The sequence below is a fragment of the Streptomyces sp. CHD11 genome, from assembly GCF_018638295.1.
Taxonomy (GTDB): domain Bacteria; phylum Actinomycetota; class Actinomycetes; order Streptomycetales; family Streptomycetaceae; genus Streptomyces.
Map to the genome: position 1 here is coordinate 1 of NZ_JABTTS010000016.1, position 26,789 is coordinate 26,789.

The window sequence follows — 26,789 nt, forward strand, 5'->3', positions numbered from 1 at the left end:
GCCAGGCGCAGCCGTCCGGTCTCGGTCAGGGGTGCATTACGGTGGGGCACGAGGGCCTTTCGGTCAGGTGTAGACGTCGCAATCCACACCGAACCGGAAGGCCCTCACCTCTTCAAGATCCCTCAGCCGAGACCTGGCTCACCCGTCCACAACCTCCCGGGACAGAACACCTAGGGCAATCACTTGCCGCAGGATCAGGGCGGCTTCGGCTGAGTCTCATTTCGTCAAGACGACGCCGGTGATCGCCGGTGTCGCTCCGATGGCGGTCCAGATCACCGACCTGCGGTGCCACCAGGGCTGCGGAGTCGGCGGCGCTCCAGCGGCCAGTACGGGGAGAAATTCCGGACCTGATCTTGGGGATGGCCAGTTCGATGGTGTCAGCCCGGGTGCCCCATTCGTAGGTGCGGTAGCCCTTCCGGCGGTTGACATTCATCGCTGACCTGCCCGTACTCGGCACCGCAGAGGGTGCCAGCATCTGCGGACATGAGTGCGTCGGCGAACGTCTTGACCATCGCGCGCAGCAGATCGGAACTTACCGCAGCGAGGTTGCCTTCCGCGAGGGCGTGCAGGGGCGCACTGTCTGGTGCGGCCATCGTGCTGATCTCGAACGATCTTCGACACCTCGAAGATCGGCATGTGGCCTCGTCTATGTGGGCCTCACCCCGACGGCGCAACAAACCCCCGGATCAGGTCGAACCCGCATACCACTTCTCTGGACGCAACCGGTGGTCACTATTTGTTTACGTATCGACGGCCTCGAGCATTCGGGTAACCTGAGGTTCAATCTTGGAGGTTGGAACGGAAGGAGGTTCAAGTGCTTCATGGTCGCGGTGCTAAGTTCCAGCCCGGCGCAGCCGAGCGACAACTGGAACCTCTCCTGCTTACGATTGATCGTCGTATAGCAATTACCGACAACGAGTACGCCGAGGCTAAAGAGCGCCTGAATATGCTTAGCTCAGCACTAGCTGAAGGTTTTGGGCAAGAGGTTTATGTTAATGGCAGTATTGCGCACGGCGACGCCCTAAGCCCGCTAAGCGATATAGACCTGGGTGTTGTTCTTGGTGAGCCTTGGGCTGCTCGTGAACGACGACATAGTCCTGGGGTAATCATGAAGCGCGCGTGCGAAGTCATCGAAACCCTAGCGGGCAAGCGATATCCTGGAATATCGGCCGACTTCGCTGAACAAAAGAGGGCGGTTGTAGTTCAATTCGGAGATGCAAAGAAATCCTATTACGACTTCACGGCAGACGTGATCGTGGCCCTTGACTATCGAGAAGGTCGGGGTGTCCTAATCCCTAACCTCCAACGGCAGGGGTGGGATAGGTCGGATCCTATCAGGCATAGCGAACTGATACGTCTCGCGAATGCATCAAGCGACCTATCCTTTAATGCCGTAGTGCGGATCGTGAAGCAATGGAATCGCGCGACTGGCCAACCGCTGTCATCTTGGAATATCAAGGCGTTGGCGCTGTCGTGCATAACGCGCCCTACGACGCTAACCGAAGGTTTGTACACCTTCTTCCATTACGCGAAACAGGCTCTGAGTTCGGGTCTCACTCCGGATCCTGCCGGTATTGGTCCACCTATCGGGCTGGAGATGCGGCGAAGCAAGGTCCTTGCGTACTTGAATAACGCGTGCGACGCCTTCGACAGGGTCATTGAAAACGCCGCATCCGGACGTCTGCTCGAAACTTGTGAATCGCTGCGTGAGATATTTCCAGCAGTGCACGTTTTCTCGGATTGTCAGCGAGGCTCTGGAAATTGAATCCGAAGTCGGCGCCTCGACAGCGCAAGGTTGGTACGCGCCCAAACCTAAAGGAGATTGAAAAAAGACGGGTGTGGGTTCGATCCGGTGGCCGATGCGCGATTTGCAATAGAGATCTACTCGATGGAAATTTGACGTGTGAAGCGGTGTCACTTGGCGAACTGGCACATATTGTAGGACAACAGCAGTCTACGGCCTCTCCACGTGGGCTGACTGATTATCCAACATCAAAACGAGACCTGGCCGACAATATTGCTCTTGCGTGCGGCGAGTGCCATGCAGAGATTGACGATCCGGTGACTTTGGATATGTTCACCGTACAAAAGCTTCGCGAAGCTAAACGCAGTCACGAGGAACGGATCAAGCACGTTACGGGTCTTGGAGGTGATCGGCGAACAGTGGTTCTACGCATGATTGGACAACTTCGCGGGCGCCCCTTGGAACTTGCGCAGAGAACCGCAGTCGAAGCCGTTCTTGCCTCGAGTGACCGTTTTCCGTACTTCAAGCTATCCTATGATCGATACGGGATTGAAATCGATCTCAGGCAACTACCAGGTGAATCCTCCATTGTTGAAGACGAGTTTGGCGGACAGTCGGCGCCAACTGCCGAGTATTACAGTGCTGCCAAATATGTGATCGATCAAGTCGTCGACAATCTTCTCAATGATGGGCTAAAGAAAGGTCATGTAGAGCACGTTAGTGTCTTTGCGTTCGCCCGACTTCCGCTCCTTGTCTACTTGGGGCGAAAGCTGGGGGACGGATATGGTGTGGATTTCTATCAGCGCCATCAGACTACCGACTCGTGGGTTTGGCCCAACGTGGAGTCTCCCGTGGACTTCACCGTTGATATGCCAGATGTTGCTGCCGGCGTCGAAGCCGTTCTACTGGCAAGTATTTCCGGTACTGTCCATGAAAATGAGATCCCTGATCCCCTGAAACGCTATCCGGTATTCCGAATCCAGCCCATCGATCGAACCCCTTCCGGAGGGATCATTGACTCTAGGGCTACACTCGAAAATCTTCGAGTAACGTTCCGCAAATTTTTTGGCGAGCTTGAGAAGCGCCACAAGAATATAGTTCGCCTTCATCTCTTTGGTGCCTTACCGATCTCGGCCGCCATCGCATTGGGGCGCGTTCGCGATCCAGTAATTCAACCCTCGATCGTCACGTACGACCGAGTAGACTACGGCTCCTACCGGCGGGCCCTGGAAATTCGGTAAGCTCACCCGTCGGGATCACCAGAACGGTCGTCCTATCCACGCTCCTGCTTCCGCTTGCCTCCGCAGGATGGCATTCTTCCTCACGTCGTGGTGTGGCGTTCCGTGCGAATGTGTGGCGACATCAAGATGCCGGATGAGTTGCCGGACGATTTCTAGAGATCTTAAATGACTGGGTTACGGTGGTTAGATTTCGAGCTCTGCCGTCCACGATCCACAGCAGGTCCGCGGCATAGACAGCGGGACGGGGGGCCGGCTCAAGCGCGAGGAGGGGCCGTAGCCGCTGATGACCCTGCACACCGTGGTCGGCGAAACCTCGGACAGTGGCGCGAGCTGCCGCATGGTGAGGTACGTCCGGTGGTAGACAGCCGCCATCAGCACTCAGTCCTGAAGCGGCAGACACCACGGTCGCCCGATTCGCGGCCCGTCACCACCCCGCTCCCGCACCACCATCAGCAACCGCTCGAACTACTTCATCCGCAGCCCGGTGAACGTCTCCACCCACGACGGCTCAGCCCGCAACACCCCACTCATACACATGAAATTTTCTGATCGCGGCCTTCTGTAACACGCTTTAAGGAAGCTCCACTTCCTCGGTTAGTGCGAGCGCTGGCCGCTCCGCGCAGACGAATTGGGCCTGAACCAAGTAGGTCTCGTCCACAAGGTCTCAGGCAGTGCGTCGGCGGGCTTGCTTGGTGACACCTGTGGTGTTGACGCGGAATCGCGCCATTTCTTCAGTGACGCCGTAGGCTTCGGCGATTTCCCCTGGTCCATGGCCTTGCCGTACGGCATTGAGGAGGAGAGGTCGCGGCAGCATGAGGGTGCCGCCGAGAGCCGTCGCCTGTTCCTCTTCCTCCGGGCGGCAGGTCCGGAAGGGAATGCCGTTGATCTCATGTACCTCGGCCAGGTCATGTTCGAGGATCAGGTGAGAGAGCTCGTGGGCGATGTCGCTTGCTTCCCTGCCTTTGACGCGCAGGGGGTTGGTGACGATGTACGACGCTCCGCTGACGTTAAAGGTCGCGGCTGAGAAGGCGAAGGCTTGCATGCGCTCGAGTTCCTCGATGCGCTGACGCTCAACGAGGCGGTCGGCGCTGACAATCTTCACGCCGAGGTGCTTGGCGAGTACGTACACGTCAAGCCGTCCGTTCTGCGGGATGCCGAGTTCGCTGCGCAGGTGGAGGGCTTGGCGCTCGGCGTTGGCTTTGAAGCCTCGCGGCAGGGTCACAGCTCACCGGCTTCCACTAGGCGGTGCAGTTCGTCGTTCATGTCGCTGAGCAGCGAGGCGAGCCTTGCCGGAACGCCGGGGCGCAGGAATGGCGAGGCGCGTAGGTGGCATGCCACGGCAGGCTTTGCCGGCGCGCTGTCTTTTGCCAGGGCGGCGTAGAGGTCCCGCAGGACAGCGCTGATTCTTTCGGCAGCCTCGTCGGACAGTCGTGGGTCGGCGCGCAGGTGGGTGATGGCCTGGTCAAGGGGAGAGACCTCGCGGGCCGCGACGGGGGTGAAGAAGCGGCTCGGCGGCAGCCTGAGCCATGCACATAGAGCGGTGAACGACGCGAGGTCAGGCTGTGCGCCAGCCTCGACGCGAGAGAGTGTGCTGAAGCTGACGCAGGCTTCTGCAGCGGCTTGCCGAAGCGACAGGCTACCTCGGCGTTCTCGCAGCAGGCGGCCGAGTTCGTTGATGTCGAGTCGCTCGACCTCTGTGGGTGTGCCCGGCTCATCTTCGATCGGGAGCTCTTCCTGGCCTTCGTCCTGCCTCATACCAGCCGAGCATATCTCTCGAACGCCAGTGCCACTTGACTGCAACAGCCTCGTGCGCTCAATCTTGTTTCAGTGACGCTCTGCTGCAACAAGCGTCGCAATGTGTGCCGTGCCCGCGGGCCTGCCTCCGGGATCACCTGCAGGCACAGTTCCATCGCAGTGTCAGGAAGGAGCGCGCACCATGGCGATCCAAATCACGGCCGTACAGCTGTCTCCAGGCGGCACCACGCATCAGCACATCGTTCGTCTCCGGCGGAAGAGCCCTGCTACCGGCAGCAGCGGCGACTGTGCCCGTGCCGAGATTGTCAAGTGGATCGCGGACGAGGACGGCGAGGCTTACACCGACGACGGCAGAGGGCACCGGGCGGACGTACTCGTCGTCACTCCCGTCTACGGCGACAAGTGCCTGCGGTCCTACGCGGACGGTGTCGGGACGGACAACTTGCTGGTGCTCCCTCGGTACGGAGGCCAACCAACCAGATCGGTCCGCCACTTGGGCCATTGGTTGGGAAGGCGCCCATGGGGTGCGACCAGAGCTCCCCTGCACGTTGCGCGCCAACCGACATGCTCTAGCCCCGACGGACGCGGATGTCTTGAGCTTCTTCCTCTGCGCCAGCCGCTCCAGCGTCCAGGAAAGCAGAACTCGCGCCACGTCTCTCACAAAGGAGATTCCATGCAGCACGTCAATGGCTTCATCACGTTTCTGCGGGACACCGTCAACCTCAGCCAGGCCAAACTCGACCTCCTCGACGCCCGCGTGGAAGCCATCTACCAGGCCCTCAAAAGCGACCCTGAACTCGGCCCCTTGATCCTCGGCAAGAAGCCCCAAGGGTCGTGGGCGCAGCGCACCATCATCAACCCGGTTGGCGACAAGGAGTTCGATGCCGACTTCATGCTCCACCTAGAGGAGGTGCTGGAGTGGGCGGAGAATCCGAAGACCTACATCGACAAGATCTACGCCGTACTTCACCGGCACAGCATCTACAAGGACATGCCCCACACCCGCAAGTGCCGCTGTGTGCAGCTGAGCTACGCCAACTCCATGCACGTCGACATTGTCCCCTACCTTCGTTTCGCAGACGGTCGCGAAGTCATCGTCAATCGCGACAAGAACGAGTGGGAGGTGACCAACCCGGCTGGCTTCACGACCTGGATGAAGGACAAGGACGCCATCGCAAACGGCAACCTCCGCAAGGTCATCCGGCTGATGAAGTACCTGCGTGACCACAAGAATTCCTTCACCGGAACGCGCTCCATCATCCTCACGACACTGCTCGGCGAACGGGTCCTGAGGACCAACACTCTGATCCGCCCCGGCTGTTACAGCAACGTGCCCACCGCGCTCCTCACCATTGTCGAAGACCTCGATACGTGGCTGCAGGCCCGGCCGCTCAAGCCCTCCATTCCCGACCCCTCCGGATCGGGCCTCACCTTCGACCAGCGCTGGGACCAGTCCACCTACGCCTACTTCCGCGACCGCATCCACACCCACGCCGCCCAGATCCGAGCGGCCTACGACGAACCGGACCAGGACACCAGCGTGCGCTTGTGGCGCGAGGTATTCGGCAGCCGCTTCCCCGAACCGCCCAGCCCGTCCTCGTCATCCACCCCGCCCGCGGCTGGTCCCAAGTTCCCGCTGCCGTCCCTCATCACCACCACCTCCCGTACAGGACGTGCAGGATGACCAAGCGAAAGCCCCCATCGCCCACGCTGAATCATTGGCAGCAGCACCTGCTGGCCGACCTCAAGAGGCTCGCTGCTCAACACCCCCGTGACATCCGCCTCATAGGTCGCCCGGCGGTCGCTGCAAGCGGACAGGCAGCCGCGCGGATCAGCCTCCACACCGCGGACATCCCCCATACCAAGGGTGGCCTGGCCCTGCGGGAGGACGAGGAATTCCTCTTCGTCCTCCCGCCCACCACCCTGATGCCTCCCTGGGTGCAGACCCCGCACACCCGGTTCGCTGGCGCTCCGCACGTTCTGGAGGGTTACCGGCTGTGCATTTACCTCGACGCCGCCCGCGAATGGGACCCTGAAGGAGGGATGTCGCCCGTCCTGAACCGGCTATGGCAGTGGCTTACCGATGCAGCAGCCAACCGGTTCGACGCCACCACCGCCTTGTTCCACGCCGTGGGAGGAGTCCTGCACCGCACACCCGGCACTCCCACGATCGTGGTGCGAGAACCTGACCCGTGCCGCCCCGCGGGCGTCGGCTGGCTCACCCCACGCTCCACCCATCGGCTCGACCTGTCCGACCGGTCGGCAGGCGATCACAGCCTCCGCCTTCCGGTACTGGCCCTTGGCCATTCCCTGCCTCTCGGAGCCGGCGGCATACTCGCCGATCTCCTACTCCGCATCGACGCCAACGCCACACCGCACACCGGAACACCGCCAACTAGCCCACAGCTGGGGCTACGCTCGCCCGCTTTCCTGACCGCACTGGCCAACAGCGCGCTCAGGAACCCCCACGGAACATGCCAGTACTTTGTCCTCGCCGTCCCGCACCCCAACCTCTCGGCAATTCCGTACTTCCTCCTGGCCGGACGCCTGCCCGCCCAGGCCAGCGACGCCTTGCGCCATGCATCCCGGACAACGGCACCACGGCAACTTTCCTCGCTGCCCGCCGACGTCCGTGAGGCCGCACTCGAGTGGTGCTACCTCTCCGACGAGCGGCCGGCCGTTACCACACGCCGCGACGCACAACGGCCGGCCAGCGCCTTCTACGGCACCCGCGTCCATGTCTGGGGATGTGGCGGCATCGGTGCGTGGGCCGCCGAACTGGTGGCCCGTGCAGGAGCCACCCACATCGCACTGAGTGACCCCGGCACCGTAACCGGAGGACTGCTCGTCCGGCAGAACTACACCGAAAACGACATCGGCTCTGCCAAGGCCATCGCCCTGGCAGAACGCCTCAGGAGCATCCGTGACGACCTCACCGTCGAGATCTCCGACCCGCCTCCCTCGCCCGCACTGCTGGACGCCGCAGAGCAGGCCGATGTCATCATCGATGCCACGGTGAGCGTCACCGCAGGACGCTTCCTCGACCTCCTGGCACGCTTCCCCGGCCGCAAGGCTGTGCTGGCCCAAATGGCCACCGACACGGCAAGCGCCAGCCACGGCGTTCTCACCATCTCGGCACCGGACACCGGCCAGGGCCCGTCGGCCATCGACCACGCCACCGGCCAACACGTCCTGGCTGCCCCAGACCTGGAGCCTTACCGCGCGCTGTGGATCGAGCCCGAACCCGGCGACGAGATTCGGCCCACCCGCGGATGCTCCATCCCCACCTTCCACGGATCCGCAGCCGACCTCGCTGGAATCACCGCCACCCTCATCACACTCCTGGGCATGCAACTGCACCATCCCCTCTCCGGAACCCATCTGTGCGCCCAGCCCCACACAGGCACCCACCCGGCACACCGTTTCGTGTCGTACACACCCCAACAAGCAACTCCGTTTGGCCAGTCCTCGCCCACGCTCCCTAGCCCGGGCCGCGGCGGTCGGCTGGATCAGCCGACCTTGAGCGTCGGCACGTAATCCCCCTCCAGCCGCTCGTAGATCACCAGTTGCGGATGGACCTGAGGGTGATGGGCACGGCCCAGCGCAACCGCCGCGGACATTGGCACCGCCGGGAGAATATGCAAGCGCCGCACCGTCTTCGCCTCCAGCTCCAGCAGGGCGAAGAAGTCCCGAAGCGTGGCTGCGAACCGACGCAAGGATTCGCGGTCCCGCAAGATATCCGGACACGTAGGAGCCTGCACCGGCCGGATCTCGTAGCGGCGCAGAGCCACTAGCTCCGCCGGCACCTCCTGCCGCTTGATGGACCCGGACACATTCATGAGCATCACTGCATCGCTGCCGGCCAGCGCATCATGATCAACGCGAGCGGTGAAGTCCACAGCCGGACCGTCGTCGTGCCACACCCACGATTCATCCCGCCGCTGCCGCTGGTAGATATCGGTGGGCACAGTGTCATCCAAACGGGATCCCAGGTGCACTAGGAGCGGCAGACGCGCGAAGCCGAACACGCTGACGTGCCGTACGGAGTCGCGCACGATCCCTCGCTGCAACTGTCGCTCGATCACGTCGTCAATGATCTCCGCCGCCAAGCGGTAGTAGGCACGGCTTGAAACCGCGGCCTCCAGTGCCCCATGTGGGACGAGGGACGATTCCTTGGGCACACCCCTCAGATCGATCTCAATGCCATGCCGTGCGTAGGACTCCAGGAAGAGCGGAAAACGGTGCGCGGCCACCACAGCGGCGGAGGCCGTCTGCCGAGACAGTTCCACCTCTTGCCCGTGGACCTGACCCACCATCCGCACCACCGTGGTGGCACGGTCTGCCCCCAGGCCCGTCACGTGCCGGATTCTGTCCTCGTGCTCCTGTTTCAACCTGCGGAGCATCTCTACCGTGAACATGTCCAGCGCGCCAGTGGCATCGATCTCACCGTGCTGGTTGGCACAGACGAGCATCAGGTTGTCGGCATCCTCCCGCAGGTCGGTTTCCAGGGGGTGCTGTCCACGCGGAGACAGGACACCCGTGCCCTGGCCGACAATATGAGCCAACTCGCCCAAGTTCAGGGTGCGCGCTGACATGGCGCCTTCTAGCAGGTACTCGTTGCACAGAACGCACCTGCCTCCACTGCGGACCCAGACCTCAAGACGCACCTTTGCGGATGGTTTGCGCGGCCTGCGCGCCGCTCCGTGCCTGTCCACTCCGCCACCCTCCGCAACCATCTTCGCCCCGCCAGCTCGACGCTATGCCGCAACCACCTTTACAACGGGAACTCTGAACAACTCGGATGCCCCGGTGCCGGGTGCTGTATGGGCTAGCTTGCTATTGGCCGCCGATGAACCGGTTAAGCCAGCTCTGTAGCCAGGGCGCGAACTGCGGGGACGAGATCGGGATGGTCTCTGCGGGACGGGGCAGCCCTCGCGGGAGAACTTGGGGGGTATCCGGCCCTCTCCGTGGTGCTGGTCGAAGTCTCGATCGGCGCGAGCATCCTGGCTGCGGCTTCTGCCAAGCTGTGATCGAACGTTGCGAGTGGGAGCGACCAGGGGGTGCCGGTGCCGGAGCGCCAGCAGCGTCAGATGTCCGAGGAGCAGTTGCGTGACGCCCAACTGATCTGGGCCTATCACCAGATGGGCCACAAGCCTCGACGGCGGTAACAGTCTCACGACCCGCGCCCGCTTCCCGCGCGGCGAGGCCGTCCACTACCGGGAGCACGCCCCTGAGCCTGGGCGTCCCGGACAAGGCGATCCTGGTGGAGCCGAAGGCGGCCAACACCAGCCAGAACATCGCCTTGTCCCTCGAGCTGCTGGCCACGGCCGGCGTGGAGGTGGACTCGCTGCTGCTGATCTCCAAGCCGTACATGGAGCGCCGCTCGTACGCGACCTGCCGCAAGCTGCGGCCCGAAGCCGAGGTTGTGTGCGCCTCCGAGCCGCTGGAGTTGGGCGACTACGTCAAGGCCATTGGTGACGAGAAGCTCGTCGTCGACATGCTCGTTGGTGACCTGCAACGGGTGATCGAGTATCCGAAGCTGGGTTTCGCCGTCGAGCAGGACGTGCCGAGCGATGTCCATGGTGCTTACGAGCGCCTCGTACGCGCCGGCTTCGACAGCCGCCTGGTCGAAGTCTGAAACCGGCTCGGCCTAGGCGAAGACGAGTGAGCGGAACGTGTTGCGGACCTGGGTGAGTGGCTCGCGGTCACGGGTGAAGTAGAGCTTGTTGGTCAGCAGAGCCGCCCAACGGTCCTTTTGTGGGGAGACCCACATGCCCGTGCCTGTGAACCCGTAGTGCACCCAGATGTCGTCGGGTTCGGGTGTGGTGCCCGGAGCCGAGTGCCAGAAAAGCCCACGAGGTGGAACCAATCCGTTCGTATGAATCTGTAGGGATTCCTTGATCCAATCCGCGCTGAATCCAGGCGCCTCGTTCACCCGGGCCGGGGCGATCAGATAGCGCAGGAACGTGGCGAGGTCGTCGAGGACGGAGAAAGCGCCCGCGATGCCGCAGACCCCGCCGAGCAGGCGGGCGGAGAAGTCGTGTGCGGATCCCCTGAGATGGATTCGCGTGCTGTCGTCGAGCTCCGTTGGTGCGCAGCGGGCGGCTGCGTCGGCAGGCAGCGGGCCGAAGCGGGTTTGGGTCATGCCGAGGGGCTGCCACACGCGGTTGGCCGCGAGCACGTCGAGGTTCTGGCCGGAGAGGTATTCGGCGAGGTAGCCGAGGATGAGCGCGGGGCGGTCGGTGTACTCCACGGCCTCGCCGGGCGGCCGGTGCAGGGCTTCGCGGAGGACGCCGTCGCGGATGTCCTGGGGATCGGTGCCGTAGAGGTTCCGGAGGTTGGCTCGGAGCGGGACGCCGGCGGTGTGCGTGAGCAAGTGACGTGCGGTTGCCTGGGCCAGGGGGTGACCGTTCACCTCGGACCAGAACTCGCCCAGCGGCACGTCGAGTTGGAGCTTGCCGTCCTCGACGAGACAACCGATGGTCGACCATACGGCGAGGATCTTGGTCAGGCTGGCGACGTCGAAGACGGTGTCGCGCCGCATCGGCTCACTGAGCCGCTCGGGATCCAGAACGCCCACGGTGCCGCTGGCCGTGATTCCGAGGCTGTCGCCGATGGCCCAGACGGCGCCGGGGTAGACCTTGTCGCGGACGCCGTCGTGGAGGAGTTGCTGGATGGGGTCGGTGTCGAGGTCGAGCGCCATGGTCTCCCGATCGATCGTGGGCCGTGCCGTGGTGTGTCCCGGTGCTCAGCGTAGTGATGAGCCGGGCGCAGTTCCCGTGGCGGCGTGGGTCGTCAGGCGAGCTGTTTGCCGAGGTCGTTCAGGGCAGCTGCCGTGGTGGTGAGGGGGTAGCGGGCGGCGTTGGTGTGGCCTGCGGCCTGGAGGGCGGGCAGCAGGCCGGGGGTGCTGTGGAGCCGGCTGAGGTCCTGGGCGAGTGCGGCCGGGTTGGTGAAGTCGGTGGCCAGGCCGGTTGTGGCGAGGGTGTCGCTCAGGCCCGGGACGGGCTGGTAGAGGACCGGCAGTCCGCACGCTTGGGCTTCGAGGGCGACTAGGCCCATGGCTTCGAGGGTGGTCGAGGGCATGAGGAGGGCGTCGTGATCGGCGAAGGTTCTCCACAGTTGTGGACGGCTGAGCCAGCCGAGGTAGTGGACGTGGACCTTAAGGAGACGGAGGAGCGGGGTCAGTCCGTGGAACTGGTGGCGAGGTGCCGCGATGCTCAGTTCGACGGCCTGGGCTACGGGCATGGCGCGCAGGAGTGTCTCAATGCCCTTCTCGGAGGTGAGGCGTCCTGCGTAAAGCAGCCGGAGGTGTCCGGTTGATCGGCGGGCGGGGCGCCGTGGCGGGGTGGTGAGCAGGTGGTCGGGGATGCCCCAGGGGATCTTCGTGATCTTCCGGCGGTCGGTGGTGGGGGCGAGCTGGAGCAGCCGGTCGGCCATGGCGCCGGTCGGGACGACGATGGCGTCGGCGAGGCGTGCGGTTTCCTGCAGGACTCGGAGTTGGTCGCGGTGGGCTTCGGCGAACAGCAGGTCGGTGCCGTGGACGAGCGCGATGCGGGGGTGGGCGGGCAGTGCGCGGATCAGGGCCGGGGTTCCGCCGAAGACGAGGTGCTGCAGGTGGAGGACATCGACGCTGGACGGGTCGATGCGTTGCGCCAGGGCCCGGCGCAACGCGTTGACGTACGTCGTGAAGGGCGGTCCGGAGAGGCATTTGCCGGCCACAGTCATCAGCTCCAGCCCCGCAGGCAGTCGAGGCGGAGGAGTCTGTGAGGCGAGCATGAAGGCACGAGCTGGGATCAGCGGGTTCTCGCCGGTGTAGAGGTCGAGTAAGAGCTCGACACTTCCGCCCGCGCTGCCGAACGGCATGTCGAGGGCGGTCGCGACCAGAGGGCTCACGTGGTACCTCCGGCGAGTTCTTCGTAGAGGCGCGAGATGTCGATGCCCGCGGTCGCGGTGTATTTGAGGCCGTGCAGTTGGTAGCTGGCCGGGGCGCCGAGGCACCGGAGGAAGACGAGCTTGCCGAACGTCATCCGGGGATAGACACGGACGGGTCTGGCGGCGCGGATCTCCAGGGTCCAGTGGATCGCGTGGCCTTGGTGGCCGAGTGGGGCGGAGACGTGGACCCAGATGCCGAGCGCGCCCATGGTGCGGTTGCCGTTGAGGAATTGGGCGTACGTCTCCGAGCCGGTCCTCTCGTGGGTGTGGCCGAGGTAGAGCACGCCGGGACGCGAGACGAGCCCGGAACCGGGGACGGCGGTCTCGGTGTACGGGGTGGGGGCGGCGGCGTCCAGGTCGGTGTCGCAGACGCGCAGGGTGTCTCCGAGCCGCCAGTCGTAGGCGTTGGGGGAGAGGCAGTCCGGATCGTACGGCTCGATGGTGATCTCTCCTGCGGCTCGGGCCGCGGCGATGGCGGGGCCGGTGAGGATCACGAGGCCACCGCCCGAAGTTTTGTGACGTCTCGCCAGTAGCCGGAGGGCTGTGGGCCGGCTGCGGCCTGGTACTTGCCGCGGTACAGGGCGACGGGGCCGACGGAGGCGAAGAACATGATCTGCCCGATCAACATGCCCGCGTAGACGCGCAGAGGGCGGATTGGCGTGAGCATCAAGGTCCACTGGCCGTGGAAGCCGATGTCTCCGATAGGGGCGGTGATCTCGACGAACAGACCGAGCCGTCCGACGGACGAGCGACCGAACAGCAGTGGTACGAAGGAGTCGGAGCCGACCTGTTCGACGGTGTGGCCGAGGTAGAGCTCGCCGGGTTGGAGCACGTATCCGTCCGGGCCGATGGTGAACTCGGTGGTGGGGTTCGGCTGGTGGGTGTCCAGGACGTCGGCGGTATAGGTGACCAAGGTCGGGCCGAGGCGGACGTTGTAGCTGTTGGGGTTGACCTGGTCGGGGGCGAAGGGTGTGATCCGCAGGCGGCCGTCCTGGGCGGCTGCGGTGATCTCGGGACCGGTGAGGATCATCGCGTGCCTCCTTGGGCGGGCGTTGTGAGGACGTGCTTGACGGCCTGGCCGAGGAGCAGCCCCGCGGCGTGGGTCCGGCCTGCGAGGCAGGTGTCGGCGAGGTAGTCGGTGGTCAGCACAGTGGTGATGCCGTCCGGCAGGGGATCTGGCGAGGTGACGAGCGGGCCGGCCTGTTCGGCGAGATGGGCCAGCAGACCATGAAGGTCCTGACGGAAGTCTTCTGGGACATGGGCGTGGACGAGCTGGTTGTCGAAGGGCTCGATGGCGAGCAGATCGCCCAGGGTGAGGATGTCGCCCAGTGGGACGGGACGGAGCACGGTCTCGTTGAGGATGACCGCGCCGACGCCGAGTCCTGTGCGCAGGCGCGCGGCGAGGTCTACAAGCAGGTCGCGGCGATCGGGAGTCCGGTGCTGATACGCCTTGGTCACGGGGCCGAGGACGGCGGTCAGCTGCTGTCTGAGTTCGCCGATCTTCGATTCCAACGGCTCCAGTTCGGCAGGGACAAGGGGCGGAGCCCGGTCCGGGAAGCGAGTGGTGCCGGCACCCCAGCCTGGTCCGACGGGAGTGGCGATCGCATACCCGTCGGCGAGTTCGCGCCCCTTGACGATGAGAGCGTCGCCGACCCGGACCGGGCCGTACCGGGCGCTGTGGCAGTGCCCGGCGAAGACCACGTCGAGGAAGGGGCAGACGGCCGCCAGCTTGTGGTCCTCGTCGAAGCCGGAGTGGCTGAGCAGGATCCAGTCGTCGACCTCGTGGTGGTGGGCGAGCATCACCTCGCGCAGGGCTTGGACGGGGTCGGTCACGCGGTGATCGGCCCGATGCTTGGCAGGGATGGCGTCGAACGCCTGCTGCCCGATCACCGCGGTGATTCCGACTCGTCGCCCCGAGATGCGGGTGGTGTACAGGCGGCGGAAGAGCGCGTCGCCTGTATCGACCTGGACAGCGTTGGCGCAGACCGTGAGCCGGTGGAGCTCGGGTTCGAAGTGGTGGGGCCAGCCGTGGTTGCCGGGAGCCAGGACGTCGTAGAGCTGGAGCAGGATCTCGCGCTCGATGGCCCCTTGGGCGAGGCGGTAGTAGCCGGAACCTTCGAAGAAGTCGCCGCAGTCGACGATGAGCGAGGTCGGGCGGAGGGCATGGAGACGGCTCAGGAAGGGCACGGCGTTCTCGAGGGCGGAGTGGACGTCGGTGGTGGCCACGATCTGGCGCAGGGTGCGCTGGGTGGTCATGGGGTGACCTCGCAGATGTCGGCGCCGAGGGCGCGCAGCTTGCCGGGCAGGTCGGCGTGGCCGCGCCGGAGCTGATCGAGGCCACCGAGCGTGGTGACACCGCTGGCGGTGAGGCCCGCGACCATGAGGGCGGAGCCGGTGCGGATGTCGGTGGCCTCCACGCCCGCTCCGGTCAGCCGTTGGGGTCCGGTCAGGCGGCACTCGGTGGGGGAGGTCTCCTCGATCTCGGCGCCGAGGCGGGTCAGTTGGGGAAGCAGATTGCCGTGGCGACCGGGGTTGATCGCGTCGGCGAACAGGTGGGTGCCCGGCAGGTTAAGGGCGAGGGCCATCAGAGGTGGTTCGAAGTCGGCGTCCAGGCCACCGGGGCTGAGGGACGCGATGGCCCGCAGCGCGCGACCCGTCGGTCGCGCGTCCTGGGAACGGACAGAGAGGACACCGGAATCGGCGTCGGCAGGGATGCCCAGTCGCCGGAGCGCAGCGACGAGCGGGCCTACATCCCTGCCATGGACGCCCTCGATGCGTGCGGTACCCCCGGTGGCCGCGACGGCACACGCCAGCGTGCCTGCCTCGATCTTGTCGCCGGGCACTTCCCAGACGACAGCTTCGTCGTGACCCGGAGACGGCGGTACGAGGCTGAGGAGGTGCTCACTCGCCCGGGTCTCCCAGCCCACAGTCCTCAGGGCGTCGAGCACCCAGAGGATCTCTGGGGAGAGGTTGGGCTCTCCCAGCCGTAACGGTCGACCGGTGGTGACGGCGCGCAGTACGGCGGCCACGGTTGCCCCGCGGGAGCGGAACGGCAGCACCAGGGAGACGGTGCCGGTGCGCGGCGAGACGCTCTCGACGCGGTAGCCGGAGTCGTCCACTGCGCTCCGGTCGCCGAACACCTCGTACACCTTGAAGTGCAACTCCATCCCACGTGCACCGATCCGGCAGCCGCCGGGCCACGGCAGCCGTGCCTCGCCGTGCCGGGCGAGCAGAGCGGGCATCAGGTAGTACGAGGCACGGATGTGGGCGGCTTGCGCGAGTACGGGAGATACGCACCGGCTCTCGGTCGGCAGGATCACCGCCGTAGTCGGCTCCCCGACGGGCTGCGCGACATGCCAGCCCGCTTGCTGCAACAGCGTCAGCATGATCTGGACGTCCGTGTTCGCAGGGATGTTGCTCAGCCGGACTGGGCGACCCAGGGTTGCCGCGGCGGCCAGCAGCGGCAGGGCGGCGTTCTTCGAGCCGTCCACGGTGACGGTTCCGGCGAGCGGAGGGCCGGGGCGTACGGCGATCACCTCGGCGGCCCGTGCCGGGGTGGAGGTGGTGGTCGTCACAGTCAATTCCTTTGCAGAGGAAGGGAGACGGCGATCTCCCGGCCCGGGCAGGTGGGCAGGCCGATCTCGGCCCAGCACCGTTTGCCGGTGGGTGTCGGATCGGCGCCGTACCGGTCGGCCAGAACGGCGACGAGGAACAGCCCGCGGCCGTTCTCGGCGTGTTGGTCCGGGAGACAGAGCTGGGGGAGCGCAGGGTTCGAGTCGTCGACCTCGATGCGCAGGCCGGCTTGGACGAGCTGAACCGACAGGGAGACCTGCCCGGTGCCCGCGTGCCGGACTGCGTTGGTGACCAGTTCGCTGATCACCAGTTCGGCGGTGTGCATCAGCGCGTCGTCCAGCTCCGTCTCCCAGCCCGTTATGGCGTTCATCGCCTGGTGCCGGACGGCGGTGACCGCGGCGGGTGTGGTGGGTACGGACAGAGCGAGCTGGTGCGCTGCCATGAGCGGCCTCCCGAGGTTGGTGCGGCCACTTCACGCAATCAGTTCGTCGTGGTGGGTCGTTAGCTCCGGTGCTGGCGCTGCATCGGTTATGCAGGAGCTGCATCACGGAGAAGTGCGGCTGATCTACGCTCGGTTGAGCAGGCAGGATCGGCGACGGCGGAAGGGGCCGTGGCAGATGGCCGAGGCACACAGCGAAGCGAGACGGATCGGCGAAGCGATCCGTCAGGCGCGGGTGTTACACCGACGCTCGCAGAAGGACGTCGCCAACTCAGGATTCCACCCGAGCAGTTGGGCCTCGCCGTCGTTCACGATGCCGTTACCACCGATCCCGAAGCTGAAGAGATGCACCGCCGTACCTTCCTCGCCGCGAGCATCGCAGCGCTCGCGACCCCCGCCACAGCAACCGCCGCCCACGACGACCTGGTCCAGGCCCTTCTGCCTGGCCTCGGCCTGGCGAATACCGGTGCCCCCGTGGATACAGCGGTTCTGCGTGAGCGTGTCGGCGCGGCCCGCAGGCTCTTCTACACGTGCGACTACGTGAAACTGGAACGCGCTCTGCCGGGCCTGATCGCCGACCTCAGGCTGGCCTCCAGCGGTGTGGTGGACAGCGACGTACTGTCCGCACTGCTGGCCACTACCTACCAGACCTCGACCAGCCTCCTGCTGAAACAGCACGACCAGGGCAACGCCTGGCTCGCGGTCGGCCGAGCGATGGCCGAGGCCGAACGCTCCGGTGATCCGGTGGTCCTCGCCTCCAGTGTCCGGGTGCAGGCCCATGTCCTGGCCCGCGAGAAGCACACCACCCAGGCCGTCACCCTCGTCCGGCACACGGCCGACCAGCTCACCGGCTCCTACGATCGCCGTTCCCCGAAGTACCTGGCGGCCGTAGGGCTGTTGCTGCTGCGTGGGGTGACCGCGGCCAGCGGCGGTGGCGACCGCACGGCCACCGAGGAGTTCCTCGCCGAGGCCAAAGAGGTGGCACGGTACGTGTCCCTCGACAGGGCCGATGCCTGGGCCAACTTCAGCCCCACCAACGTCGCTCTCCACGAGCTGAGCGCTCTGGTGGCCTTCGGCGACTCCGGGCTTGCTCTCCAAGCAGCCCGCCCGCTCATGCGCCGGCACATCCCTGTCCCCGAGCGTCGTGCCGCTCTGTGGGTGGAGGCCGCCCGTGCCTACAGCCAGCAGGGCCGTCTCTCCGATGGCTACCAGGCCCTGCGCATCGCCGAGACCTGCGCTGCTCAGGACGTCCGTCGCCCCGCCGTGCGCGACCTGGTCGCCGACATGGCTGCCCGCGACCGGCGCCGTACCCTTCCGGAACTGCACCACTTCAGTCGCCAACTGGGAGCCCCCGCGTGACCGAGCCGAACGCCCCAGAGAAGAAGCCCTTCCTGTACGTCGTCGTCTGCGCCTGCGGTATCGCCGGCGACGTCGGCAAGCTGATCACCGCAGCCCAGGAGCGCCACTGGGACGTCGGGGTTGTCGCCACCCCGCAGGGCCTGGGCTTCCTCGACACCGAGGCGATCGAGACGCAGACCGGCTATCCGATCCGCTTCGCCTGGCGCACACCCGGTGAGCTCCGGCCGCTCCCGCCCGCGGACGCGATCGCAGTCGCGCCGGCCAGCTTCAACACGGTCAACAAGTGGGCCGCAGGTATCTCCGACACCCTCGCCCTGGGCATCCTGTGCGAGGCGTACGACATGAAAATCCCCACGGCCGTCGTGCCGTACCTCAACGCGGCTCAGGCTGCCCACCCCGCGTACCAGCAGAGCCTGGAACGGCTACGCGGGATGGGCGTTCTGATCGGCTCGTACGAGCCACACAAGCCGAAAGCCGGCGGCGGGGCCGACCGCTTCCGCTGGGAGGAGGCGCTGGAACTTCTCGCTCCCCGGCTGTCCGCGCGGGCGTAATCAGCGCCGCTGTCCCTTCGAGGACTCCGGAGACGAAGCCGATGGGGTCATGTTGGGCGGAGCAGTGGGGCGTTGCACGGTACGCCGGGCGTCGGCTGCGTTGGCTGCCTGGGCTCGTGGGCTGGGTGCGTGGCGTTGGCCCAGACGGCGGACTCGCCAGGTCAGGGCGCGAGCCGGACTGCGTGCGTCGTCCAGGGTTCGTTGGTCGAGGGCCTGATCCAGGAGGGTGGCCGCGTTGTGGCCTGCGGCCTCTGCCTCGGCGAGCACGGAGGCGAGGGCGTTCCAGGCGGGGTCGTCGAGAATATGCTCGGCATGCTCGGGGACCGCCTGTTGCAGGTGGTAGGCGTAGCGGTGCTGGGTCTGCGGGGTGGGCGCCCGGCTGGCGAGGCCGGTGAGGACGGGGCCGGCGATCTGGGCGTACGCGGTCTGCAGGTGGATGAGGGTCTGTTCGGCCGCTGCCTGTTGTTGGGCGTGCTGGCGGGCGCGGTGCCAGTGCATCGCGTAGGCGACCGCAGTCAGAGCGACGTCCAGCAGCATCGCCAGCCCGGCGCGGTCCTCACGCCGCGCTGGGTCCTTCCAGATCGCCTGGACACTGCGACGCAGGACGCGGGCGCTGGCATGGTCGGCGGCGATGCGGGACCGGGTGGCGCGCTCGAAGGTGACGGCGGCTCGTTCGAGTTCGGCCCGCGCTGCGGCCGGGGCCGTGAGCGGGAGCAGATCGAGTGCTCCGCCGAGCGCGGCCAACTGGCCCTGGGCCGCTTCGTCGTCGCTGTGGGCCAGGTGGTGGGGGATGCGTTCGATGGCGGCGGTGACCTGGTGCCAGGGGTTGCCCGGCCGGACAGCCACCGGTTCGGGGCTGGTGGTGGCCAGGCGTTGGCGGATCTTGGGCAGGGAGAGGTCGCCGGCGAGGGTGGAACCCGCGTAGAACACGGGCTCGCCCTTGTCGTTGGTGTCACCGGGCAGGGCGAAGTTGCAGCCGAGCGCGTCGCCGGAAGGGCCTAGCTTGAGGCGCACGGTCACACCCGTCGCCTCCAGCAGGGCGAAGAACTCGGCCTCGGTGGAGGCGGCGGCCATCGCGCGGCGGACACGCAAGCGCAGGATCTCGCGGGACGTGGCGTCCTGGCCAAGGCGCCTGGCCTTGAAGACTTCCTTGCTGGTGGGGCGTTTGGCAGCGGTGCCGTCGCCAGGTTTCAACCGGCGGAGCCCGTAGTCGATTTCGATCTGGCGGGCTTCCTTCTGAATGGCACGGATGTCGTGGTCGCGTTTGGGGCGTCGGCCGTCCTGGCGGACGAGGGTGGCTGCGATGTGGATGTGGTCGTCGGCGTGCCGTACGGCTACCCAGCGGCATGCTTCCGTGTCCCCGGCGGGGGCGATGCCAGCAGCGGCCACGATCCGCCGGGCGATCTCCGCCCACTGGGCGTCGGTCAGGATCGGGTCCTCGGGGGCGGCGCGGACCGGACAGTGCCAGACGGTCGTCTTGGGTGCCCGACGGCCGAGCATGGCCACCGGCTGGTCGAGCTGCGTGTGGAGCTGCTTCTCCACTTCCTTGGGGTCGCGGTGGGGGCTGCGGCCGGGGTCGGGGGCGAAGTCGTTCCAGGACGCCACCAGGTGCGGGTCGACGTGTTCGTTGGCGGTGCCCTTGCCGGAGAGGTAGGCGATCAGGCGACGGGTGTCGCCCTGGCCGAGGATGATCTTCGGTATCACTGGCTCACCGCCCTTCTACGACGTTGGCGACTGCGGTGTCGACGGTGGCGATGGTCGCTTCGATGCGTTCCAGGAGGCGGTGGACCGTGTCGAGCTGGGGCCAGGCGCCGTCCTTGTGGAGGTGCCAGGTGAGCTGGTTGAGGTTGTTGCCGACGCCGCCGAGCTGTCTGTTGGCGGCCATCAGCGCCTTGACCGTGGCGCGGTAGTCGGCGACGGCTGCGGTGGGGTCCTCGGCGCGGGCGGCGGCCAGGGACGCCTCGGCGACGTAACCGCCGACCGGCATCATGCTGATGTCGGCGGCGCGTGCGAGTTCGGCGAACTCGCTGTCGCTGTAACGGGGATGGACTCGGCGCTCACGCAGACGCGACTGACGCAATCGGCGACGCGGCGCGTACGGCTGCACAGTGCGCGACGACGACTTGGTCTCGTCTCCTTCCCCGGTCGGTCCCCCCGGGCCGGCCGACTCCGGCGCTGCGCCGGACGCCGCCGTCCCCCTCGGGGCGGAGGCCGGGTAAGGACTCCTTACCCGACAACTTGCTGCGCTGTCTGGGGCTGAGGTGGTGTGCATCTGCTCCTGAGGTATGGGCAGTTCGTGGTGCTGCTCGTGCATGGTGGTGCTCCGGTGCTGAGGGGGCGGGAGGTGTGTCACGTGCGTCGCATGCGTCCCATGCCTGGTCAGGACAGGTACGGACACTCGGGCAGGTACGGAGAAGTCCGTCCCGATGAGGACATCCGTCCCCGCGCTGACCTGCGCGGGGACGGATGCGACGCAGTGATACCGACCTGGGAGGCGGGTCAGCGGGTGCGCTTGGGGCCGGCGGAGCCGCCGGGCGGCCCGACGGGCACCGAGCCCGTCGGGGCGGCAGGCGGCTTGCCCTGGGCCCGGGGCGCGGGCGTGGCGTCGTGCGCGGGGGCGGGCGCCGTCTCGGTGAGATCGGGGCAGTGCCGGGCCCAGCTGTCCAGGAACCGGTTACGGGCGTACCCCTTGGCCTGCCTGGCCTTGTCGAACCGGTAGTTGGCCGGGCGGATGTCGAAGTCCCGCAGCATTCTGCCCAGGTGGTAGACGTTGAGCCCCTTGGTGCCGTGCTCCGCCCAGGGGGCGTCGGGATCCTGGAGCAGGGCGGTGACCAGATCCAGGGAGGACAGGGCCTCGGGGTTGCCGTGTGCCTCGAAGACACGGTGGATGTCGCGCAGCAGCCGCGTCTTCAGGTTGGTCTGCTCGTCCTGGACGGCCTCGAACCGGGTCATCGCCACGCAGGCCGCACGGGCGCTGGCAGGCCAGTGGCCGCCGGCCAAGTCGGCGATGATGACCAGCGGTTCCCAGGTGTCCGCCGCCCGGTCTTCCACCGGCATGGCCGGCGCCATCCGGCCGGCCGTGCCGCGTAGCGGTCCTAGCCAGGCGGCCAGCTTGTCCCGCAGCGCGTTCAGTTCCGGTGTGGCGTAGCGCGAGCGGAACGGGGTCACTTTCTCGCTCGGCCTGCGCTTTTGCATGCGGAGCACGACTGCCCGGTCCGTGATCGTGTCGGGCAGGTCGCCGATCGAGGCCAGTGCGGCCATGGCGAAGGTCGGATACGGGGTCGGCTTGTGCTCCGGACCGGAGATGCGCCAGGCCGGCCGGTTGCGCTGGTGTCCGGCGTTCAGCAGGCCGCGCAGTTCCTCGTTCTCGCCGGTCTTGCTGAAGATGGTGTCGGCTTCGTCCACCAGGATCGTGCGCGGGACCTTGCCGATGACGCGGAAGAGCACGGCTGTGGACATGTTCACCGTCATGATCGGCTGGTGCACGGTCTCGTGGAGCACGTCCAGCACCCGGGACTTGCCGCAGCCCTTTGTCGGGCCGACGACCGCCAGACGCGGCGCGTGCTGCAGAACGGTCTGGATGTGCGTGGCCGCCACCCACAGGGTGACCGCGGTCAGCGCCTCGTCACTGGGCAGCACGACGTATTTGCCGATCGCTGCCCGCAACTCATCCAGCAGTTCCGCACCCTCACCGGAACCCCGTTCCCCCGGGTCTGCCGGTCCCCGAGGAGCCCGGGGACCGACCTCCTGATGCGGTCCCCGTGTGTCGACGGGACCGGTCCCCTCCTGCTGGGCGATGTCCGCCACGGGGCTGTCGGTCCCCGGCGACTTGCGGGGACCGTGCGTACGGTCCCCTGGCGCAACTGCAGCCTCCTGGGGACCGATCCCCGATCTCACGCCGCTGGCCTGCGGGTTTGCGTCGGATGTTGATACGGGGACCGGGACGTGCGGGGACCGGGCACCGGGTACGTCGCGGGGACGGTCCCCAACAGCGGCATCGGCAGACGGCCGGGGACGGTCCCCGTGTGCTTGCGCATCCGCCGAGTGTTCGGCGGTCCCCGACGCGGGGGACGGTGTGTGCGTCTGGTCCCGGCGGTGCCAGGGGATGCCTTTGCCGGGGACGGCGGGAGTGGGCCAGTCGGTGGGGGAGGTGTTCGTGGTGCTGGGGGACGTAGGGTCCTCCATAGGCGTTCCTCTCCGGTGAGGGGCAGGACGGGCTTAGGTCCCGCCCCTCACCAGTTCGTTCGTTCAGTGATGGGCGATCAGTTGGGGAGTCTGCGGCCCTCGGCGTTGGCGCGCCGGGGGCCGTTCCGTTGTCCGCGCCGGGCGCTGGGTCAGGCCGTGAGGTCGTACGACGTCTGGGCGTCCAGCCACGCGTCCACCTCCCGCCAGCGGTAGCGCAGGTGACGGCCGACCTTGTGGACGCCGGGGCCGATGCCCCGGTACTTCCACTGGTAGAGCGTCTTCACCGGCACCCCGAGGTAGGCGGCCACGTCGGTGGGAGTGGCGAGCTGGTCACGCGCGGCGCCGACAAGGCGCGGGGAGTGGTTCGGCAATGAGGTCTCCATATCGGAATCAAGGTTTTGGATGGCAGGCGTGGGCAACACAGCCACACCACCAGCGGAAGCGTCCAGAGTGGATTCTGAACCCCCGGCTACTTCTCTCGGCGTGGCCGGGAAGACCAAAACAGTAAGGGCGGATCCCCGGTTGCCGAAATCGCTCTCGCGGAAGCAGGAATTTTCTGTGGAGAAGCGACCGGCTGAGGTGTCGGAATCCGATACATCAGCAGCTCAGAGGCAGCGTCTAGCAGTCAGCAGCGACACGGTCAGCCTTCCGGACACCGCAGCTGATAGCCGCTCAAATCGCCCACATTTTTGACGCGGAGGGAAGGTAGCACAACCTCCCCGCTGAAACGGCTCGTGATGTGCCGGAATTCGACGAGACGAACACCACTTCGCCCACGGACGCCTTTTGGAGAGTTTAAGAACTAACTCTTGCCATGACGGCCGGCTGCAAGTTAAAGCTATCTGTCATGCCCAACCGACCTGTCGAAATAGGCCCCGCCGGCCTCCATACCGCCCGCGCCATCGAGCACCTACGCCTCGTGCGCGAACTGACCCAGCACCAACTCGCCGCCCGCTGCACCGCACTGGGCCGCCCGATGGCCAACACCGCCCTCAGCCGTACCGAGCGCGCCCGTCGCCGCTGCGACGTAGACGACCTCGTTGCCCTCGCCACAGCGCTCGGCGTTTCACCCGCGGCCCTGCTCCTGCCGCTCCCGTCGGCGTCTGGTGATGACCGGAGGGGGTGCTAGTTGGCGCGGGTCTGGATTGAGGACCGCATAGGCCACGCGGCGTACGTACGGGCCGTGGCGGATGCCAAGAGGGCGGGGCGTACGCCGCCGGGGCGCTACCGCGTGCGCTGGTACGACCCCGACGGCAAGCCGAAGATGAAGACCTTCACCCGCAAGGTCGACGCCGAGGCCGAGCGGACGAGGATGGAGTCCCGTCTCAACGACGGCTCCTACCGTGATCCGGCCGCCGCCCGCGTGAAGTTCGCAGAGGTGGCGGAGTCCTGGCTGGCAGCGCAGCTTCATCTCAAGCGCTCAACCAGGGCTCGCTACCGCGGTGTTCTCGACGTCCACGTGATCCCCAAGTGGGGCACCACCCCGCTGGACCGCATCCACTTCGAGGACATCGCGGAGTGGCTCGCGGATCTGCTGTCCGGCGAGGCGACCGGCAGTAGGCAGCTCAGTCCCCTGTCGGTCCGCAAGGCGTACGTTGTCCTCAGTCGCGTTCTGGGCTACGCGGTCAAGGCTCGTCGTCTGGCGGTCAACCCGGCTGTCGGCGTGCCCCTGCCCAAGGCGATGCCGGCGGACCACGTGTACCTCGACGACATGCAGGTCGACGCCCTGGCCAACGCGTCAGGCGCCTACCGGGTGTTCATCTTGCTGCTGGCCTACACCGGCCTGCGCTGGGGCGAGGCGTCCGCGCTGAGGGTGGGTCGGGTCGACCTGGACGCCTGCCGGGCTCACATCGTGGAGGCGTACGCCGAGGACAACGGCAAGCTCTACCTCGACACCCCTAAGAACCACGAGCGCCGGTCCGTACCGATCCCGCGGTTCCTTGCCGACGAGCTGAAGCCCCACGTCCAGGGGCGGAGGGATGACGACTTGCTCTTCACCGCCCCGCAGGGTGGGCCGCTGCGAGCCCGCAACTTCCGCCAGCGATTCTTCGCGCCGGCGGTCACGAAGGCCGGGCTGGGGCAGCTCAAGGTCACCCCGCACAAGCTGAGGCACACGGCAGCCTCGCTTGCCATCGCCAGCGGCGCGGACGTCAACGTCGTACAGACGATGCTGGGCCACAAGTCCGCGACGCTGACTTTGGATACGTACGGGCACCTCTTCCCGGACCGCCTGGACGAGGTCTCGAAGAAGATGCACAAGCGCCGCGCCAAGCAGTTGGCCAAGGCGAAGGCCAGGCTGGAGAAGGCGGCGAGGAAGGCTCGCGAGGCCGCCGAAATGGTGGCGGCCCTGGAGGAAGATTCCGCGTGATGTGTGCCTGATCCGTGCCGGGGAGCCGTAGCAGAAAGGGCCACCCCGCCGCGCTGAGCGGTGGGGTGGCCCCTTGCGTCTCTGCCTTGTATCAGGTCAGTCGCGGCCGACGGCTTTCCTCCCAGAACCGGTCCATCGCAGCAGCGGCAGCATCCCCAGCCAACCGCTCGATCCTCTCGGGCACCTCACGCTCGTCGAGCACGAAGAGCCTGCCGCCGACGAGGTGCGTGGTCGTCTTCCAGTCGAGACGCCGTCCCGCCTCCCTGGCGGCACGCCGGACGTCCTTGAGTTCGCCCATCTCTGCAAGATCGTCCGCGCCGAGGATCAGCTGTCCGTAGTAGCCCTCGTACTCGGGCTTCAGAGCGCCCCGCATCAGCGACTCAAGCCGCTCAACCAGCTTCTCGTACCGGCGACGAGCCAGCTCGTCCTTCGCGGGCATTTCGCACAGCTCCCCACCGCTGCTCGCAGCGGCATGTGTGCCATATGTGTGCTGCGAGTACGAAGGCCCTCCCGCCCGACGGACGGAAGGGCCTCTGACCAGGTGTTTCTCTGTGCCCCCGGCAGGATTCGAACCTGCGACACCCGCTTTAGGAGAGCGGTGCTCTATCCCCTGAGCTACGAAGGCGTAGGTGGAGCTTGATCGGGACCGTGGTGGGTGCCGGGTCCGGTGTCAAGTCCTGAGTGTCCTGGCTGACGGCTGCGGTGTGGGCCGGGTGGAACCCGGGACGTGTGCCGCAGCGCCCGCCGGGGCGCTCGATCCACAGGGTACCGGATCGGCGTCCCGGTGGGCCGGGTGGTCAGGGCTTGCGGGCGACGCCGCCGAACATGGCCACCTCGGCCGGCAGGCCGGTGCCGTCGTCCGGGCGCCAGCGGTTGCAGGAGACGACGCCGGGCTCGAGGAGCTCCAGGCCGTCGAAGAAGCGGGTGACGGCCTCCGGGGTGCGCTGGGTCAGTCTCGGCGTGCCGTTCTCGTTCCAGAAGGCCACCGCCGCGTCCACGTCCGGCATGTCGGGGCGGGTGATGGTGTGGGAGAGGACCAGGTGGCTGCCGGAGGGCAGGGCGTCCATCAGGCGCCGCACGAGGCCGTGCGCCTCCTCGTCGTCCTCGACGAAGATGACGACGCCGAGCAGCATGAGTGCCACGGGCCGGGTGAAGTCGAGGGTCGCGGAGGCCTGTTCCAGGATGGTGTCGACGTCGCGCAGGTCCTCGTCGAGGTAGGTCGTGCGGCCTTCCGGTGTGCTGGTGAGCAGGGCCCCGGCGTGGGCCAGCACGATGGGGTCGTTGTCGACGTAGACGATGGCGGATTCGGGGGCGACGCGCTGGGCGACCTCGTGGGTGTTGTCGGCGGTGGGCAGGCCGGTGCCGATGTCGAGGAACTGCCGTGTCCCGCACTCGCCGGCGAGGTGGCGCACGGCGCGTCCGAGGAACCGGCGGTCCGCGAGGGCGTAGTCGCCGATGCCGGGGTGGAGCTCGCGGATCCGGTCGCCGGTTGCCCGGTCGACCTCGTAGTTGTCCCGGCCGCCCAGCCAGTGGTTCCAGATGCGGGCCGTGTGCGGCTGATCGGTCCTGATGCGTCCTCGTGCCTCGATCGATGCCGCGGAAATCTCCGTCACGGACGTCCTCCGGAGCTGGGCGGGCTGGG

Annotated in this window: 23 protein-coding genes, 1 tRNA gene and 4 pseudogenes; 10 read left to right on the forward strand and 18 right to left on the reverse strand. The window is 66.6% G+C overall.

The genetic code is table 11. The annotated features are described in order from the left end of the window. Positions 1-814 precede the first annotated feature (814 nt). Both HTV45_RS17910 and HTV45_RS17915 read left to right on the forward strand, forming a co-directional pair. On the forward strand, positions 815-1,765 hold the full coding sequence (locus HTV45_RS17910) for a hypothetical protein (protein ID WP_215206813.1): 951 nt from the start codon (positions 815-817) through the stop codon (positions 1,763-1,765). 146 nt (positions 1,766-1,911) lie between these two features. After that, positions 1,912-2,985 carry an SAVED domain-containing protein gene (locus HTV45_RS17915; RefSeq protein WP_308309697.1) on the forward strand — a complete coding sequence of 358 codons (1,074 nt, stop codon included), beginning with the start codon at positions 1,912-1,914 and terminating at the stop codon, positions 2,983-2,985. Between the two features lie 148 nt (positions 2,986-3,133). On the opposite strand, the pseudogene HTV45_RS34360 reads toward HTV45_RS17915, so the two are convergent. The 3 genes and pseudogenes from HTV45_RS34360 to HTV45_RS17925 all read right to left on the reverse strand — a co-directional run. Further along, positions 3,134-3,516, reverse strand: a pseudogene (locus tag HTV45_RS34360) (transposase family protein); the annotation flags it as partial. Positions 3,517-3,649: 133 nt separating this feature from the next. After that, positions 3,650-4,207 (reverse strand): ImmA/IrrE family metallo-endopeptidase, encoded by a 558-nt coding sequence (locus HTV45_RS17920; RefSeq protein ID WP_215206814.1) that lies wholly within the window; start codon positions 4,205-4,207, stop codon positions 3,650-3,652. Beyond that, entirely contained in the window at positions 4,204-4,740 is a 537-nt protein-coding gene (locus HTV45_RS17925) for a helix-turn-helix domain-containing protein (RefSeq protein ID WP_215206815.1), read from the reverse strand. Before HTV45_RS17925 ends, HTV45_RS17920 begins: the two co-directional genes overlap by 4 nt. A 181-nt stretch (positions 4,741-4,921) precedes the next feature. On the opposite strand from HTV45_RS17925, the pseudogene HTV45_RS17930 reads away from it, so the two are divergent. The 3 genes and pseudogenes from HTV45_RS17930 to HTV45_RS17940 all read left to right on the forward strand — a co-directional run. Next, positions 4,922-5,185, forward strand: a pseudogene (locus HTV45_RS17930) (DUF3892 domain-containing protein); the annotation flags it as partial. A gap of 228 nt (positions 5,186-5,413) precedes the next feature. Continuing rightward, positions 5,414-6,424 (forward strand): cyclic GMP-AMP synthase DncV-like nucleotidyltransferase, encoded by a 1,011-nt coding sequence (locus HTV45_RS17935; RefSeq protein ID WP_215206912.1) that lies wholly within the window; start codon positions 5,414-5,416, stop codon positions 6,422-6,424. Further along, positions 6,421-8,277 (forward strand): ThiF family adenylyltransferase, encoded by a 1,857-nt coding sequence (locus HTV45_RS17940; RefSeq protein ID WP_215206816.1) that lies wholly within the window; start codon positions 6,421-6,423, stop codon positions 8,275-8,277. The genes HTV45_RS17935 and HTV45_RS17940 overlap by 4 nt, the downstream gene beginning before the upstream one ends. Here the strand turns inward: HTV45_RS17940 and HTV45_RS17945 are convergent. Then, on the reverse strand, positions 8,250-9,335 hold the full coding sequence (locus tag HTV45_RS17945) for an SAVED domain-containing protein (protein WP_251692309.1): 1,086 nt from the start codon (positions 9,333-9,335) through the stop codon (positions 8,250-8,252). The genes HTV45_RS17940 and HTV45_RS17945 overlap by 28 nt on opposite strands. 495 nt (positions 9,336-9,830) lie before the next feature. On the opposite strand from HTV45_RS17945, the pseudogene HTV45_RS17950 reads away from it, so the two are divergent. After that, positions 9,831-10,378, forward strand: a pseudogene (locus tag HTV45_RS17950) (YdcF family protein). A gap of 12 nt (positions 10,379-10,390) precedes the next feature. On the opposite strand, the gene HTV45_RS17955 reads toward HTV45_RS17950, so the two are convergent. The 7 genes from HTV45_RS17955 to HTV45_RS17985 form a co-directional block, all read right to left on the reverse strand. Then, positions 10,391-11,443, reverse strand: coding sequence for a serine hydrolase (locus tag HTV45_RS17955; protein WP_215206818.1), 1,053 nt, complete (start codon positions 11,441-11,443; stop codon positions 10,391-10,393). A 92-nt stretch (positions 11,444-11,535) separates the two neighbouring features. After that, complete coding sequence (locus HTV45_RS17960) at positions 11,536-12,633, reverse strand: glycosyltransferase family 4 protein (RefSeq protein WP_308309698.1); 1,098 nt, start codon at positions 12,631-12,633, stop codon at positions 11,536-11,538. Further along, positions 12,630-13,166, reverse strand: a complete 537-nt coding sequence (locus HTV45_RS17965; protein WP_215206819.1) for a deoxycytidine triphosphate deaminase — start codon at positions 13,164-13,166, stop codon at positions 12,630-12,632. Before HTV45_RS17965 ends, HTV45_RS17960 begins: the two co-directional genes overlap by 4 nt. After that, on the reverse strand, positions 13,163-13,702 hold the full coding sequence (dcd, locus tag HTV45_RS17970) for a dCTP deaminase (protein WP_215206820.1): 540 nt from the start codon (positions 13,700-13,702) through the stop codon (positions 13,163-13,165). Before dcd ends, HTV45_RS17965 begins: the two co-directional genes overlap by 4 nt. Then, complete coding sequence (locus tag HTV45_RS17975) at positions 13,699-14,928, reverse strand: metallophosphoesterase (RefSeq protein ID WP_215206821.1); 1,230 nt, start codon at positions 14,926-14,928, stop codon at positions 13,699-13,701. Before HTV45_RS17975 ends, dcd begins: the two co-directional genes overlap by 4 nt. Further along, positions 14,925-16,208 (reverse strand): UDP-N-acetylglucosamine 1-carboxyvinyltransferase, encoded by a 1,284-nt coding sequence (locus HTV45_RS17980; RefSeq protein WP_215206914.1) that lies wholly within the window; start codon positions 16,206-16,208, stop codon positions 14,925-14,927. The genes HTV45_RS17975 and HTV45_RS17980 overlap by 4 nt, the downstream gene beginning before the upstream one ends. Before the next feature lie 41 nt (positions 16,209-16,249). Then, on the reverse strand, positions 16,250-16,687 hold the full coding sequence (locus HTV45_RS17985) for an ATP-binding protein (protein ID WP_215206822.1): 438 nt from the start codon (positions 16,685-16,687) through the stop codon (positions 16,250-16,252). A 175-nt stretch (positions 16,688-16,862) separates the two neighbouring features. Here HTV45_RS17985 and HTV45_RS17990 point away from each other — a divergent pair. Both HTV45_RS17990 and HTV45_RS17995 read left to right on the forward strand, forming a co-directional pair. Further along, positions 16,863-18,043, forward strand: a pseudogene (locus HTV45_RS17990) (heavy metal transporter CzcB). Beyond that, a complete protein-coding gene (locus HTV45_RS17995; RefSeq protein ID WP_215206823.1) occupies positions 18,040-18,594 on the forward strand; it encodes a flavoprotein in 555 nt (184 codons plus the stop codon). The pseudogene HTV45_RS17990 and the gene HTV45_RS17995 overlap by 4 nt, the downstream one beginning before the upstream one ends. On the opposite strand, the gene HTV45_RS18000 is transcribed toward HTV45_RS17995, so the two are convergent. From HTV45_RS18000 to HTV45_RS18015, 4 genes are all read right to left on the reverse strand, one after another. Further along, on the reverse strand, positions 18,595-20,298 hold the full coding sequence (locus HTV45_RS18000; RefSeq protein WP_215206824.1) for a relaxase/mobilization nuclease domain-containing protein: 1,704 nt from the start codon (positions 20,296-20,298) through the stop codon (positions 18,595-18,597). It abuts the gene before it with no gap. A gap of 4 nt (positions 20,299-20,302) precedes the next feature. Continuing rightward, entirely contained in the window at positions 20,303-20,674 is a 372-nt protein-coding gene (gene mobC / locus HTV45_RS18005; protein WP_251692310.1) for a plasmid mobilization relaxosome protein MobC, read from the reverse strand. Positions 20,675-21,093: 419 nt separating this feature from the next. Next, positions 21,094-22,260 (reverse strand): DUF3631 domain-containing protein, encoded by a 1,167-nt coding sequence (locus tag HTV45_RS18010; RefSeq protein ID WP_215206825.1) that lies wholly within the window; start codon positions 22,258-22,260, stop codon positions 21,094-21,096. A 668-nt stretch (positions 22,261-22,928) separates the two neighbouring features. Then, on the reverse strand, positions 22,929-23,162 hold the full coding sequence (locus tag HTV45_RS18015; RefSeq protein WP_251692312.1) for an AlpA family transcriptional regulator: 234 nt from the start codon (positions 23,160-23,162) through the stop codon (positions 22,929-22,931). A 464-nt stretch (positions 23,163-23,626) separates the two neighbouring features. Between HTV45_RS18015 and HTV45_RS18020 the strand changes: the two genes are divergently transcribed. Then, positions 23,627-23,908 carry a helix-turn-helix domain-containing protein gene (locus HTV45_RS18020; RefSeq protein ID WP_215206826.1) on the forward strand — a complete coding sequence of 94 codons (282 nt, stop codon included), beginning with the start codon at positions 23,627-23,629 and terminating at the stop codon, positions 23,906-23,908. A 54-nt stretch (positions 23,909-23,962) separates the two neighbouring features. Next, a complete protein-coding gene (locus HTV45_RS18025) occupies positions 23,963-25,147 on the forward strand; it encodes a tyrosine-type recombinase/integrase (protein WP_308309699.1) in 1,185 nt (394 codons plus the stop codon). A gap of 91 nt (positions 25,148-25,238) precedes the next feature. Here the strand turns inward: HTV45_RS18025 and HTV45_RS18030 are convergent, their stop codons facing one another. From HTV45_RS18030 to HTV45_RS18040, 3 genes are all read right to left on the reverse strand, one after another. Beyond that, positions 25,239-25,586, reverse strand: coding sequence for a hypothetical protein (locus HTV45_RS18030; RefSeq protein ID WP_215206827.1), 348 nt, complete (start codon positions 25,584-25,586; stop codon positions 25,239-25,241). Positions 25,587-25,699: 113 nt separating this feature from the next. Continuing rightward, positions 25,700-25,772 (reverse strand) — tRNA-Arg (locus tag HTV45_RS18035). Positions 25,773-25,944: 172 nt separating this feature from the next. Then, the gene (locus tag HTV45_RS18040) at positions 25,945-26,760 is read right to left on the reverse strand and encodes an SAM-dependent methyltransferase (RefSeq protein ID WP_308309700.1); all 816 of its coding nucleotides are present in this window, start codon (positions 26,758-26,760) and stop codon (positions 25,945-25,947) included. Positions 26,761-26,789: the final 29 nt, after the last annotated feature.

Bases quoted from the DNA above. Each gene is read 5' to 3' on its own strand.
- HTV45_RS17925 (WP_215206815.1), bottom strand. From the start codon at position 4,740: ATGAGGCAGGACGAAGGCCAGGAAGAGCTCCCGATCGAAGATGAGCCG.
- HTV45_RS17935 (WP_215206912.1), top strand. From the start codon at position 5,414: ATGCAGCACGTCAATGGCTTCATCACGTTTCTGCGGGACACCGTCAAC.
- HTV45_RS17940 (WP_215206816.1), top strand. From the start codon at position 6,421: ATGACCAAGCGAAAGCCCCCATCGCCCACGCTGAATCATTGGCAGCAG.
- HTV45_RS17945 (WP_251692309.1), bottom strand. From the start codon at position 9,335: ATGTCAGCGCGCACCCTGAACTTGGGCGAGTTGGCTCATATTGTCGGC.
- HTV45_RS17955 (WP_215206818.1), bottom strand. From the start codon at position 11,443: ATGGCGCTCGACCTCGACACCGACCCCATCCAGCAACTCCTCCACGAC.
- dcd (WP_215206820.1), bottom strand. From the start codon at position 13,702: ATGATCCTCACCGGTCCCGAGATCACCGCAGCCGCCCAGGACGGCCGC.
- HTV45_RS17975 (WP_215206821.1), bottom strand. From the start codon at position 14,928: ATGACCACCCAGCGCACCCTGCGCCAGATCGTGGCCACCACCGACGTC.
- HTV45_RS17985 (WP_215206822.1), bottom strand. From the start codon at position 16,687: ATGGCAGCGCACCAGCTCGCTCTGTCCGTACCCACCACACCCGCCGCG.
- HTV45_RS18015 (WP_251692312.1), bottom strand. From the start codon at position 23,162: ATGGAGACCTCATTGCCGAACCACTCCCCGCGCCTTGTCGGCGCCGCG.
- HTV45_RS18020 (WP_215206826.1), top strand. From the start codon at position 23,627: ATGCCCAACCGACCTGTCGAAATAGGCCCCGCCGGCCTCCATACCGCC.
- HTV45_RS18030 (WP_215206827.1), bottom strand. From the start codon at position 25,586: ATGCCCGCGAAGGACGAGCTGGCTCGTCGCCGGTACGAGAAGCTGGTT.